This is a genomic window from Beutenbergia cavernae DSM 12333, assembly GCF_000023105.1.
Lineage (GTDB): Bacteria > Actinomycetota > Actinomycetes > Actinomycetales > Beutenbergiaceae > Beutenbergia > Beutenbergia cavernae.
In genome coordinates, this window is the sequence record NC_012669.1 from 1,956,507 (window position 1) to 1,969,402 (window position 12,896).

Genomic DNA, 12,896 nt, shown 5'->3' on the forward strand with positions numbered 1-12,896 from the left:
CGAGATGACCAGCCAGCTGGCGAACCCCGACACACCGGGGGTGCAGCGGGAGGTAGCACCGCGCCGCAATCGGCGGCGGGTGTCCGAGACACGGCACGAGGGCGGCGTGCGGCGCAAGGACAACACGATGGCCTACCTCATGGTAGGCCCGGTCGTGATCCTCCTGTCGATCTTCGTGGTGTGGCCGGTGATCTACGCGGGCTACCTGAGCTTCTTCAACTGGAGCTTCTACGTCGAGCCGGTCTTCGTCGGGCTCCGGAACTTCCGGAACGTGCTCAACGACCCCTACTTCATGCAGGCGATCTGGCGCGGGCTGCGCTTCGCGCTCATCGTCGTCCCGATCCAGCTCGTCATCGCGTTCCTGTTCGCCTCCCTCGTCAAGGCGGTGGGCAGCAAGATCGCGACGACGCTGAAGGTCAGCATCTACCTGCCGACGATCATCTCCGGCGTCATCGCGTCGATCATCTTCGTCCTCATCTACAACTACCCGGGCGGGATCCTCAACGCGTTCGTCGGGCTGTTCGGGATGGAGCCCCAGGCCTGGCTCGGCGATGTCCAGCTGGCGCTCGGAGCGATAGCGATCCCGGCGATCTGGCTCGGCACGGGCATCGGTGCGCTCATCATGCTCGCGGGGATCATCGACATCCCGGAGAGCTACTACGAGGCGGCGAGGCTCGAGGGTGCGAACTGGTTCCAGCAGACGTTCTTCATCACGATCCCGTTGCTGCGGAACATCATCCTGTACCTGCTCATCGCGGGCTTCACCGGCGCGATCCAGCAGTACGAGCTCCCGCTGGTCATGACGAACGGCGGGCCGCTGCGTTCGACCGAGCTGCCGAACCTGTACATCTTCAACCACTTCCGGACCGACGACTACGTCGGGTTCTCGATCGCCGCGGCGTTCCTGCTGTTCATCGTGCTGGGATCCATCTCGGCGGCGATCTTCAAGGTGCTCAACTCGGAGAAGGCGGTGGACGGCTGATGGCCGCTGTGTCGCAGGTGGCGTTCGACCCGGAGGCGCTGGCGAAGAGCGCGCAGAAGGTGCGCCGTCGCCGTCCGATGGACCGCTCGCCCAAGGGCGTCGCCGTCCTCGTCGGAAAGATCCTCGGGGGCCTGCTGCTGGTGTTCCTGGCGCTCTTCCCGCTCGCGTGGATGGTCGTGGCCGGCTTCAAGGCGAAGACCGAGGTCGTGCGCACGCCGTTCCAGTTCTTCCCCGACGTCTGGCTGTGGGAGAACTACGTCCAGATCTTCTCCGACCCGACGTTCGTGCGGGCGATGTACATCACGTTCATCGGCGCCGTGCTGTTCACCATGCTGAGCCTCACCGTGAACTCGCTCGCCGCGTACGCGTTCGCCCGCCTGGAGTTCGACTTCAAGCGCACGATCTGGGTGTTCACCATCACGACGATGTTCATCCCGGGGATGGCGATCCTCGTGACCAGCTTCATCGTCGTCACGAAGCTGTACATGCTCGACACGCTCGCCGTGCTGGTCATCCCCGGTGCGGCCGCCGCCGCTCACGTGTTCTTCATGCGGCAGTTCTACCTGAACGTCCCGCTGGCGCTGGAGGAGGCGGCGATGCTCGACGGCGCGAGCCGCTGGGGCATCTACCGGCACATCTTCCTCCCGATGTCCGGCCCGGTGTTCGTCGTCGTCGGCATGACGTCGTTCCTCGCGTTCTGGAACTCCTACGTCTGGCCGATCCTCACGATTACCAGTCTGGATCTCTACCAGATCCAGCAGTACCTGGCGACGTTCCGTTCCGAGCGGTCGACCGAGATGGGTCTCCTGATGGCGGGTTCGACGCTCGCGGCGCTGCCGGTCATCCTTCTGTTCCTCGTCTTCCAGCGCTACATCATCGGCGGCATCAAGATCGCCGGGCTCAAGTAGCTCGTCACCTCTGGCCTCTGAGGAGAGACATGGGTACCTCGGTCGTGTCACGGAGGGCGGTGCTCGGTGCAGCGGGCGCCGCCGCTGGCCTCCCGCTGCTGTCCGCGTGCGGAGCGGGCGCACCGGGGGAGAGGGCACCGGACGACGACGGCGGCGGCTCTGCCGGCGCTGTCACGATCCAGATGTGGCAGGACCAGTTCAGCACCGAGGACAACGCGTGGTACGCGTCGAAGGTGGAGGCCTTCAACGCCGCCCAGGACGAGATCCGGGTCGAGCTCGTCGTGGTCCCCGGCGACGCGTGGGAGCAGAAGATGACCGCCGCGCAGGCGGCGGGCACGGCTCCAGACATGTACACGCTCAACTACTCGGAGGTGCAGCCGAAGGCGCGGAACGGCGAGCTCGCGCCGATCGAGGAGCTCGTCGACTCGGCCGGCTGGGACGATCTCGACCCGCGGTTCCGCGACGCCGTCACCGTGGGGGGCAGCCACTTCGCCTACCCGATGCTTTACGAGCCGAGCTCGCTGCTGTTCTTCCGGACGGACCTGTTCGAGCAGGCGGGTCTCGACCCGTCGGCGCCTCCGACGAGCTGGGAGGAGCTGATCGCGGCGGCCGCTGCCGTGAAGGCGAGCGTCGACGACGTCGTGCCGTTCCAGACCGCCCAGAACCTCGTCGACCTGTCCTGGAGCACATGGGGGCTGCAGATGAACGCCGCCGGCCACCTGCCCATCAGTGACGACTGGTCGACGTCGCTCGCCGACGATCCCGCCTACGGCGTCCTGCTCGAGACGTACCAGCGGCTCATGGCGGACGGGCTGCTCGCGCCGCAGGCGCTCGCGGGGTACGGCGACATCACGCCGCTCGCCCAGGGCCAGCTCGCGATGCAGGCGTGCGGCTCGTGGGCGATCAGCGTGCTCGTGACGGACTACGCGGACCTCGTGCCGAACCTGGCTGTCGCGCCGCTGCCATCGTTCGACGGCGACCTGACGAAGCCGACCGGGACGCTGGGCGGCTGGTCCCTCGGCGTCGACGCACGGTCCGAGCACCCGGCGGAAGCCGCCGCCGTCATCTCCTGGCTCTTGGCTGAGGACCCGACGGTCCCCGGCGACTACTTCGCCGCCACGAGCCAGACCAAGTTCTCGCCTCGCGCGAGCGTCGCCGATGCCATCGCCGCCGACGCGGACACGTCGGTGAATCCCTGGTACGACGTGCTCGTGGGCTCCGTGATCGATCACCAGATCCTGGAGCCGACGTACGACTGGTCCGTCAGCGAGGCGTTCGGCACCGCTCTGGAGAAGGCACAGCAGGGCCAGGACATCGCCGCAGCACAGGCGACGGCGCACTCCGACATCACTCGCGCGATCGAGGAGAAGGGACTCGCCGGGCAGAACGGCTGACGCCCGACAGGCTCCGTACGATCGTCCCCCTGACGCGACCCTGACCCGACCCCTCGAGCCTGGAGCCATCCGTGACCGAGCACGCCCCCGTCCCGCACACCCGCGGCCGCCACATCGCGATGCCGCTCGGCGGGATCGGCACCGGGAACGTCGCGATCGGTGCCGACGGGGGCTTGCGTCAGTGGCAGCTGCACAACATCGGCAACCACCACGGCGACCTGCCGGGGAGCCTGTTCGCCGTCCGCGTCTCGCAGTGGGAGCCGCCGCTCGACGAGGTGCGTGTGCTCCAGGCACCCGCCGCGCCCGCGGGGAACACGCGCACGCCCATGGTGGACGACGACCACGTGCCCGACTGGCAGCGGGAGCTCGCGGCGGCCCACGGCGTCACGGCCACGACGATCAGCGCCACCTACCCGGTCGCGCGGGTCGCGTACGACCTGGGGGAGGTGCCGCTGGCGATCGAGCTCGAGGCGACCACGCCGCTCGTCCCGCTGGACGAGGCGGCGTCGTCCCTGCCGGTGGCCATGTTCACGTTCACGCTGCGCAACGCGGGGACGTTCCCGGTGCACGGCTACCTCGCGGGAGCGCTGCAGAACGCCGTCGGGTACGACGGCGTCACGCCGATCGACGGTACGCGGTTCCGCGGCTACGGCGGCAACACCAACCGGGTGCGCAGGCGCGCCTCGTGGACCGACCTCGTCATGACGAACGACTCGCTGCCGCCGGAGCACCCCGGCGCCGGATCCATGGCCCTGGCGTGCGACGACCCCCGGGCGAGCGCGCTGCCGGCGTACTCCGGCACCGAGGAGCTCCTCGCGTTCCTGCGGTCCCGGTCGATGGGCGGCGACACAGCCCGCTTCACCGGCGCGCCCTGGGCCGCCGACTCGCACGCCGAGGGGCCCGGGGCGGCGCGCGGGCCCAGTCCCGCCGCCGAGACCTGGCTGGGCGCCCTCGCCTCCCGGTTCCACGTCGAGCCCGGCGAGTCCACGACCGTGCGGTTCCTCATGGCCTGGCACTTCCCGAACCGCTATGTGAACTTCACGCAGTTCGGCCCCGAGCGCCCGGAGTGGGGGCCGACGAGGTTCTGGATCGGCAACCACTACACGCTCGCGCACGACGACGCCGCCGCGGTCATCGCCGACGTGACGAGCCGCTGGGACGAGCTGCTCGCGCCGACGCGGCGCTGGACGGACCTCCTGGCCGGCTCCGCGCTCGACGCCACGGCCGCCTCCCATCTGGCGACCCAGGCCGTGGTGCTGCGCAGCCCCACGTGCTTCCGTACCGCCGACGGGGCCTTCTACGGCTTCGAGGGCGTGAACGGGGTGTCGACGCGAGGCCATGCGGGCGACGTCGGCGGCTCCTGCCCGCTCAACTGCACGCACGTGTGGAACTACGCGCAGGCGCTCGCGCGGCTCTTTCCCGGCCTCGAGGCGTCGATGCGCGCCACGGAGCTCGACGTCATGCAGGTCCCGGAGCGCCACACGCACGCGGGTGCCGTCCCGCACCGCGTGCTGCTCCCGCGGTACGTGCCCCAGATGTGGGACGTGCCCATCGGCGGCCCGGAGGAGCCTGCGCTCGACGGCATGCTCGGCGTCCTGCTCAAGACGTACCGCGAGGTGCGGAGCGGCGCGATCGGGCTCGGCCACCTGGCGGCCTCGTGGCCCCGGCTCATGCTCCTCCTGGACCATGTGCGTGGTCGGTGGGACCCCAGCGGGTCGGGCGTCCTGCGCGGGGTCCAGCCCTCGACCCACGACATCGACCTGCGCGGCGTCAACACGTTCATGGGCACGCTCTGGCTCGCCGCGCTGCGCGCGTGCGAGGAGATGGCGCTCCGCCTCGCCGCGGACCCGCACCACGCCGACGCGCTCGGCGGTGCCACGCTCGGTCGCGAGCTGGCCGCGGAGCTGCACGCGCTGTTCGAGCGGGGGAGCGCCGCGTACGACGAGATCTGCTTCACCGGGGAGTACTACCGGCAGGTGCTCGAGCCCGACGAGCCCACGCAGTTCCAGTGGGGAGACGGCTGCCTGTCCGACCAGCTCATCGGGCAGTGGTGGGCGCACCTGCTCGACCTCGGCCACGTGCTGCCCGCCGCGCACGTCCGCTCCGCCCTCCGGGCCGTCGTGGGGCACAACCTGCGCCGCGGGTTCGACGGCTGGGAGCACACGCAACGCGTGTACGCGGACGGCGACGACGTCGGCCTCCTCATGTGCACGTGGCCGCACGGTGGGCGCCCCGAGGTCGCGACGCGGTACTGCGACGAGGTGTGGAGCGGGGTCGAGTACGAGGTGGCGGCGCACTGCCTGCTCGAAGGGCTCACCGCCGAGGGCCGGGCCATCCTCGACGGGCTCTGGGCCAGGCACGACGGCAGCCGCCGGAACCCGTTCAACGAGATCGAGTGCGGCGACCACTACGCGCGCTCGATGGCCGGCTGGAGCGTGCTCGAGGCCGTCACCGGCCAGGTCTGGGACGCGCAGACGCGGACGTTGCGGGTGCGCCGGCCGAGCCGGGACGGCGCGTGGTGGCCGGTGGTCCTGGACTCGGGCTGGGGTCGCGTGGTGCGTGACGGCGACGACGTCAGGCTCGACGCCTGGCACGGCGATCTGCGGGTCGCCGAGCTCGTGCTGGTCGACGACGAGGTGCCGCCCAGCCACGGCCGCGACATAGGCTAGGTGCCGTCCGCCGCCGGGTGCTGCCGCGGCGGTGCACCACGGGTGGACGACGGACGGGGGCAGGATGCGGAAGGCCACGAGGTTCGCTGCTGTCGGAATCGCTGCCGTTCTCGCGCTCACCGGCTGCACGGGCGCCGGGGAGCTCGAGCCGGATCCCACCGCGGAGGCCACGACGGCGGCCATGACGACGGCGCCCGAGGAGGCGACCACGCTCGTCGCGGGCGACGATCCCGCTGCTCTCGCGATCACCGCGAGCCAGATGTTCTTCACGTCGGCCTCGATCGCCGTTCTCGCTGACGCCGGCGATCCCGCAGCCCAGCTGCGTGCGGCGTCGGTCGCCACGCTGCTCGGCCTCCCGGTGCTGCTGACCGGGGCGTCCGAGTCGGCCGACGCGGACGTGGCCGCCGAGCTCGCCCGCCTCGACGCGACGACAGCCCTCACGGTGGGGACCGACGTCGTGGTCCCGGAGGAGCCAGGACGGCAGCGCACGCGCGTGATCCCGGCACCGAGCGACCCGGACGACCTCGCGACGGTCGTCGGTCGGGAGATCACGGATGCCCAGGACGTCACGGCCGACGGCGAGATCGAGGCGCTCGCCGGCCTGGAGGTCCCGGGGAGCACGATCCTCACGCTCGTCCCCGAGCCGGGCGACGAGCCGACCGACGACGCGTCGGGCACGCCCGGCTCCACGGACGTCGACCCGGATGCGGGCGGGCTGCCGATCTTCCTCGACACGCAGGTCCAGGAGGGCGTGCTTGCGGTGTCGGACGGAGACACCGGCCAGGTGGCCGCTCTGGGGACGGCGCGCGCGGCAGGTGCCGACGTCCTCGTCGTCCCGAGCGGCGACACGCGGACGGATCCGGCGGCGATCCAGGCGATCGCCGCGCGAGCCGACGACCTCGTCGTGGGGTTCGGCTCGGCGCTCGGCGCACCGGAGGTGTTCACGAGCCGCATCGCGGCCGCCCGCACCGGCGTGGAGCTGCCGGCCGGGGGGCAGCTGGCCCTCCCCGGGGCGAGGTACGTGGCGCTCTACGGCAGCCCGGTGACGCCGACGCTCGGCGTGCTCGGCGAACAGGGGGTGGCCGAGACGATCGCCCGCGCTCAGCAGCACGCGGCCCCGTACGCCGCGCTGACCGACGAGCCCGTGGTCCCGGCGCTCGAGATCATCGTGACCGTGGCGTCGAGCTCGCCGGGCGACGACGGGAACTACTCGAACGAGTGGCCGAGCGAGACGTTCCGGCCGCTCGTCGACGCCGCGCACGAGGCAGGGATGTACGTCGTGCTCGATCTCCAGCCCGGCCGGACGTCGTTCCTCGACCAGGCGAAGCTGTACGCGGACCTGCTCGCGCTGCCGTACGTCGGCCTTGCGCTCGACCCCGAGTGGCGCCTCGGCCCGGACCAGGTGCACCTCGAGCAGATCGGATCCGTGGACATCGCCGAGGTCAACGAGGTCGTGACGTGGCTCGCGGACCTGACGGCCGAGAACCACCTCCCGCAGAAGATCCTCATCCTGCACCAGTTCAGCCTGTCGATGATCACGAACCGGGGTGGGCTCGACACGTCCCGCGAGGAGCTGGCCGTCGTCATCCACGCCGACGGGCAGGGCAGCCAGGCGGCGAAGGCGGAGACGTGGGCGGCGCTGCACGCCGACGCACCGGAGGGCGTGTTCTGGGGCTGGAAGAACTTCTACGACGAGGACGCCCCGATGCTCACCCCCGAGCAGACGTTCGCGGTGACCCCGCTGCCGGACTTCGTGAGCTACCAGTAGTCGCGGCGCGGACGATGGCGGGGCGGCGCGCACCCTGGCACGCTGAACCGTGCGACGCTCGCCGTCGCCCACGCGACGAGGAGGCACCATGAGCCGATCGGCAGCCGACGAGACTCCCGACAAGGACCCGTCGCGCGGCTCCGGCGCACGCGGGACGACCGGCCCCGGCAGCGAGCCCGTAGCCGGGTCCGGAGCGGGATCCGCGGCGGGGTCCGCAGCGGGGTCGGGCAGCGGTCAGGGCCGGGCGGCGGCGGACGCGCCGAAGCCCTCCAGCGGCGTGGGGGAGAAGCAGGCGTCGCCCGGCGTGGTCATCGACATGTCGCGCAACCCGGTGGGGACGGCTGCCGTCATCGCCGCCGTGCTGCTCGTCGTCCTCGGGGTCATCGCGAACCTCATGCTGTTCAGCGGGGTGGACGACGTCGACAGCCTCCGCAGGTTCACCACCGTCCGTGACCTGCTCGGCATCATCCTCGGGACCGGCACGGTGGTGCTCGGGATCATCGGGCTGACGAGCCGGCGCACCCCCCGCTGGGGCGCGCTCGTCGGGCTCGGGATCGGGGCGTACGTCTTCCTCAGCTCGCTGGCCTCGTTCATCGGCTCACTCATGTTCGCGTGAGCGCCGCCCCACCCGAGAGCGCCGGTCCCGATGCCGGGACGGCCGAGCATCCCCGATGGACCAGGTGGTGGCACGCCCGGACCCCGACGTTCCGCCGCACGACCCGTCAGGTCCTCGCCGTCCTCGTGACGGGCGTGCTCGCCGCCGTCGTCGGCGTCGCCACGGCCACGGCCACCGGATCGCTCGGCCCGCACGAGGCGCAGTACTCCGTCACGGCCCGGCACGACATCGTCATCGACCTGGGGCCGCTCGGCTCGGTCGTGCTCGACTCGCCCGCCCCGTGGCCGGTCGGGGCGCGCGTCGACGTCGGCGAGATACCGAGCTCGCTCACCGACGTGCGCAGCCCGCTGGACCAGCTCGGCGGGGACGTCACCGGGTATGCGCAGTTCTTCTCCCACCCGCAGGTGGCGATCGAGGCGGCCGCCTGGGCTGTCGTCGCCGACGCGGTGCGCCGCACCGTGCTGCTCTGGTCCGTGCTGCTCGTCGCGATCGCCGCGGCCCGCCTCGCCTCCCGGGGTCTGCTGCGGCGCGAGATCGTCGCCGCGATGCGCCGGCCGGGCGTCGGTGCGCTGGCCGGGACGCTGGCGGCGACGGCGCTCGCGGTCCCCGTCGTCGGGTGGCTGAGCGAGCCCGAGCCCGAAGGAAGCCCGTCCGCCGTCTTCGCCGGCACCGCGCTCGAGGACGCCCGCGTGACCGGGCGACTCGCCGCCGTCATCGACACGTACGGCAGCCTCGCGCTCGACGCGATCGAGGACAACGACGAGTTCTACCGCGTCGTGCGGGACAACCTCGTCGAGGCGTACGCCGTCGATGCGGAACCGCTCGCGCCCGACGTCGAGCCGGTGCCGGACGACCCCGGCGAGCAGGACCCACCGGCCACGCCGTCCGACGCACCCTCCGGCACAGCTCCCGACGCGGATGCGGACGCCGCAGAGGACGGCGAGCCCGACGTCGCGACGATCCTCATGGTGTCCGACCTGCACTGCAACGTCGGCATGGCGCCGGTGATCGCGGAGGCGGTGCGCCAGTCGGGCGCGACGCTCGTGCTCAACCTCGGCGACACCACGATGGGCGGGTCCGGCGTCGAGGCCATGTGCGTCGACGCGCTCGCCGAGGCGATCGACGGCGAGGTGCCCATCGTGGTGGCGGACGGCAACCACGACAGCGCGCTCACCATGGAGCAGGAGCGCGCCGCGGGCGAGATCCTGCTCGACGGCGACGTGCTCGAGATCCAGGGGATCCGGATCCTGGGCGACCGCGACCCTCGGCTGACGACCATCACCGACCGTGAGGAGTTCGAGACCAAGGCGGAGATGGGCGAGCGCCTGGGTGACGTCGCGTGCGCGGCCCAGGAGGACGACGCCGCGGTGGACCTCCTCGCGATCCACGACCCGTACGTCGGCGCCGGCGTGATGGAGACCGGGTGCGTGCCGCTCCAGCTCTCCGGGCACCTGCACCGGCGGGTCGGGCCGCTCCAGCAGGGGCTCGGCGTGCTGTACGTGATGCCGTCGACCGGTGGTGCGTCGTCGGGCACGCTCACGATCGGGCCGCTCAACGCGCCTGCCACGATGACGGTGCTGCGCTTCGACCGCACCACGCGCACGGCGGTGGCCATGCGGGAGATCACCGCCGCTACGACCGGCGACGTCGTGCTCGGCGCGTGGGAGGGCTTCCCGCCCCGCCCGGACGACGTCGTCGTCGCCGATCTGGCACCGAGCGCGCAGGACTGACGGAGCCGTGATCACCCGCCGGGCGTACGCGCTGACCTCGCGGTGGTGCGTGCCGGCGCCGCGTGCGGCGTGCTGGTCGCAGCTGGCCGACCCCGGGTCGTGGCCCGAGTGGTGGCCGCACCTGCGCAGCCGGGTGCTCCGCGACGGCGACGAGGCCGGCGTCGGGACGCGCGGCGTCCTCGTCTACCGCAGCCCGCTGGGCTACCGCCTGCGGATCGGGCTCGAGGTCCTCGCCGCGGACCCACCGGAGCGCGTGGAGTTCGCTGTCGTCGGCGACCTCACCGGTCGGGCGACGGCGCAGCTGGACGAGGTCGAGCGGGACGGCGCGGCGTGGACCAGCATCACGACCCGGTGGCCGGTCCGCACCACGCGCGGCTGGATGAACGCCGCGGCGCCGGTCCTGGCGCCGGCGTTCAACTGGGCGCACGCGCGCGTGATGAGCGCCGGAGAACGGGGTCTGGTCCGCCGCCTGACGACCTGACGCCACGCTGATGTCGCCATGACGTTGCGCATGACGCCATAGTGATGTCATGATGGCGTCATGAACATCGATCGCTACGTCTCCTCCCTCCGGGACTCTCTCGAGGTCTCGGGCCGGGCCGGTGGCGGCGCGGCGGCCGAGGCGGCGGCACACCTCGCCGACGCCGTCGAGCCGGCCGTGCGGCTGACCGTGCAGCAGGTCCTCATCGACGCCGCCGCTGAGGTCAACGGGCAGCTCGGCTCCGACCCGGTCGTGGAGGTCCGCCTCCGCGGCACGGAGCCCGAGCTGGTCGTGGTCCCGGGGACGGCGACACCGCCGCGTGGCGAGTCGCTCGTGGCCTCGATCCTCGACCGCGTCATCCCGCCCCCGCCCGCCCCGCCGGCGCCGCCGCGCCCGCCGGGCTCCGAGGACGTCCCCGAGCGCGACGACGACGCCGTCGCCCGCATCTCGCTCCGGATGCCCGAGTGGCTGAAGGGGCGCGTCGACGAAGCCGCCGCACAGGCCGGCATCTCCGTCAACACCTGGCTCGTGCGCGTGGCGCAGCTCGCGCTCGACGCCGGTGACACCCCCCACACCCCGTCGTCCCGGTCCGGCAAGCGCCTGACCGGCTGGGCCCGTTGAGACCACCCGGAGGAGAGCACCGATGAGCACGAACGACACCCAGCACACCGGCCCCAGCGAGGAGCGCCTGTCCGACACGCGGCGGCTGCACCGGTTCGACGTCGGCGCCGAGCCGCGGCTCGTCGCCCAGCTCGGGCTCGCAGACGTCGAGATCGACGCGACCGGACCCGGCGGCCACGTCGTCGTCGACCTGGAGACGTTCGGGTCGAAGGCCCGCGACCTGCTGGAACGCACGTCCGTGGAGCAGGACGGCTCGACCGTGCGCATCGACATGCCGCGGGTCTCCACGTTCTTCGGCCTCTCGCCCCGCATGCGGGTGCGGGTGCAGGTCCCGGCAGGGACCGCCGTCGACCTCGGCGCCGGCTCCGGCGACGTCTCCGTGAGGGGCGAGCTCGGCGGGGCACACGTCGAGACGGGTTCCGGCGGCATCGACCTCGAGTCGGTCCACGAGGCCGAGATCAAGGCGGGATCGGGCGACGTCCGCGTCGGACGCGCGCACGGCCTGCGGATCCGCACCGGCAGCGGCGGGATCCGGATCGGCGAGGTGGTGGGCGACGTCGCCGCCACCGCCGGCTCCGGCGACATGACCGTCGGCACCGTCAGGGCATCGACGTCGCTCACGTGCGGCTCCGGCAACATCGACGTCGAGGACGTCTCGGGCGACGCGCAGGTGAAGACGGGCTCCGGCCGGGTCCGGGTCGCGCGCGCCACCCAGGGACAGCTCTCGGTCGCCACCGGCTCGGGGACGATCCGGGTCGGCGTCGCCGAGGGCACGGCCGCCCACCTCGACGTCTCCACCGTCAGCGGCCGCGTGCGCAGCGAGCTCGAGTCGGTGCCGGGAGCCGGTGAGAATGACCGTACGCTGATGCTCCGGGCACGCGCGGTGAGCGGCAACATCGACCTGGTCAGGGCGGTGTGACGCCATGATCGTCAGCAGCACGAACCTCGTGGGCGCCCGCCGGATCGGACGGGCGATGGAGGAGCAGTGGCGCCACGGCAGCACGACGACGTTCACCCCGAGGGTGGCGAGCCCGAGGGCGTGGCCGATGCCGACGAGGCTGCGTATCGTGCCGAGGTCGAGCGGGAGCTCGCCCGGCTCGATGTGAGCGCACCGGACGAGGCGCAGCGCGCAGGCGCTGCGCCTCGTTCGTACGCCTGGCTCCTCGTGGTCGCCGGCGTGCTGGGCACGTTGGCTGCGGCCATGCTGACGATCGACTACGTCAACACGCTCCTCGACCCGACGTACGTCCCGACGTGCGACGTGAACCCGCTCATCGGGTGCGGGCAGTTCCTCGGGTCACCGCAGGCGCGGGTGTTCGGGTTCCCCAACGTCGTGATCGGGCTGGTGGCCTTCCCGGTGCTCGTGACCACCGGGCTCGCCTTCCTCGCGGGGGCGCGGCTGGCCCGCTGGTACTGGTGGGGCCTGCTCGCCGGGTGCCTGGCCGGCGCCGTCTTCATCACGTGGCTGCAGGTCCAGTCCCTCAATGTGATCAAGGGCCTGTGCCCGTACTGCCTCGTCGTGTGGGCGGTGGTGATCCCGGTGGTCGTGCAGACGTTCGCCCGGGCGATCCAGGGGGGAGCGCTGCCCGCCCCCGAGGGCGTCCGCCGGTTCGTCGTCCCCAACCGCTGGCTCCTCACCGGCCTGTGGTACGCCGTCGTCCTCGTGGCCGTGATCCTCGCGTTCCGCGACCAGTGGGCGGTCGTCTTCTGACGACCGCCCATCGGCC

At 72.0% G+C, this 12,896-nt stretch carries 11 protein-coding genes; all 11 read left to right on the top strand.

The genetic code is table 11. The annotated features are described in order from the left end of the window. Positions 1 to 4: 4 nt before the first annotated feature. The 11 genes from BCAV_RS08605 to BCAV_RS08655 all read left to right on the top strand — a co-directional run bounded on the left by BCAV_RS08605 (position 5) and on the right by BCAV_RS08655 (position 12,880). The gene (locus BCAV_RS08605) at positions 5 to 982 is read left to right on the top strand and encodes a carbohydrate ABC transporter permease (protein WP_015882205.1); all 978 of its coding nucleotides are present in this window, start codon (positions 5 to 7) and stop codon (positions 980 to 982) included. Then, entirely contained in the window at positions 982 to 1,890 is a 909-nt protein-coding gene (locus BCAV_RS08610) for a carbohydrate ABC transporter permease (RefSeq protein ID WP_015882206.1), read from the top strand. Before BCAV_RS08605 ends, BCAV_RS08610 begins: the two co-directional genes overlap by 1 nt. Before the next feature lie 29 nt (positions 1,891 to 1,919). Further along, entirely contained in the window at positions 1,920 to 3,284 is a 1,365-nt protein-coding gene (locus BCAV_RS08615; RefSeq protein ID WP_015882207.1) for an ABC transporter substrate-binding protein, read from the top strand. A 71-nt stretch (positions 3,285 to 3,355) separates the two neighbouring features. Next, the gene (locus BCAV_RS08620; protein WP_015882208.1) at positions 3,356 to 5,953 is read left to right on the top strand and encodes a GH116 family glycosyl-hydrolase; all 2,598 of its coding nucleotides are present in this window, start codon (positions 3,356 to 3,358) and stop codon (positions 5,951 to 5,953) included. Between the two features lie 64 nt (positions 5,954 to 6,017). Then, positions 6,018 to 7,721 carry a lipoprotein gene (locus BCAV_RS08625; RefSeq protein WP_015882209.1) on the top strand — a complete coding sequence of 568 codons (1,704 nt, stop codon included), beginning with the start codon at positions 6,018 to 6,020 and terminating at the stop codon, positions 7,719 to 7,721. Between the two features lie 88 nt (positions 7,722 to 7,809). Further along, complete coding sequence (locus BCAV_RS08630; protein ID WP_015882210.1) at positions 7,810 to 8,337, top strand: hypothetical protein; 528 nt, start codon at positions 7,810 to 7,812, stop codon at positions 8,335 to 8,337. Then, positions 8,334 to 10,067 carry a metallophosphoesterase family protein gene (locus tag BCAV_RS08635; protein ID WP_015882211.1) on the top strand — a complete coding sequence of 578 codons (1,734 nt, stop codon included), beginning with the start codon at positions 8,334 to 8,336 and terminating at the stop codon, positions 10,065 to 10,067. The genes BCAV_RS08630 and BCAV_RS08635 overlap by 4 nt, the downstream gene beginning before the upstream one ends. Before the next feature lie 7 nt (positions 10,068 to 10,074). Continuing rightward, positions 10,075 to 10,548 (top strand): SRPBCC family protein, encoded by a 474-nt coding sequence (locus BCAV_RS08640; RefSeq protein WP_015882212.1) that lies wholly within the window; start codon positions 10,075 to 10,077, stop codon positions 10,546 to 10,548. A gap of 60 nt (positions 10,549 to 10,608) precedes the next feature. Then, entirely contained in the window at positions 10,609 to 11,169 is a 561-nt protein-coding gene (locus tag BCAV_RS08645) for a toxin-antitoxin system HicB family antitoxin (RefSeq protein WP_015882213.1), read from the top strand. Positions 11,170 to 11,191: 22 nt separating this feature from the next. Continuing rightward, positions 11,192 to 12,088: a DUF4097 family beta strand repeat-containing protein gene (locus BCAV_RS08650; RefSeq protein WP_015882214.1), complete on the top strand. Its 897-nt coding sequence runs from the start codon at positions 11,192 to 11,194 to the stop codon at positions 12,086 to 12,088. A 66-nt stretch (positions 12,089 to 12,154) separates the two neighbouring features. Continuing rightward, positions 12,155 to 12,880, top strand: a complete 726-nt coding sequence (locus tag BCAV_RS08655) for a vitamin K epoxide reductase family protein (protein WP_015882215.1) — start codon at positions 12,155 to 12,157, stop codon at positions 12,878 to 12,880. Positions 12,881 to 12,896 lie beyond the last annotated feature (16 nt).

Bases quoted from the DNA above. Each gene is read 5' to 3' on its own strand.
- BCAV_RS08645 (WP_015882213.1), top strand. From the start codon at position 10,609: ATGAACATCGATCGCTACGTCTCCTCCCTCCGGGACTCTCTCGAGGTC.
- BCAV_RS08650 (WP_015882214.1), top strand. From the start codon at position 11,192: ATGAGCACGAACGACACCCAGCACACCGGCCCCAGCGAGGAGCGCCTG.
- BCAV_RS08605 (WP_015882205.1), top strand. From the start codon at position 5: ATGACCAGCCAGCTGGCGAACCCCGACACACCGGGGGTGCAGCGGGAG.
- BCAV_RS08630 (WP_015882210.1), top strand. From the start codon at position 7,810: ATGAGCCGATCGGCAGCCGACGAGACTCCCGACAAGGACCCGTCGCGC.
- BCAV_RS08625 (WP_015882209.1), top strand. From the start codon at position 6,018: ATGCGGAAGGCCACGAGGTTCGCTGCTGTCGGAATCGCTGCCGTTCTC.
- BCAV_RS08615 (WP_015882207.1), top strand. From the start codon at position 1,920: ATGGGTACCTCGGTCGTGTCACGGAGGGCGGTGCTCGGTGCAGCGGGC.
- BCAV_RS08610 (WP_015882206.1), top strand. From the start codon at position 982: ATGGCCGCTGTGTCGCAGGTGGCGTTCGACCCGGAGGCGCTGGCGAAG.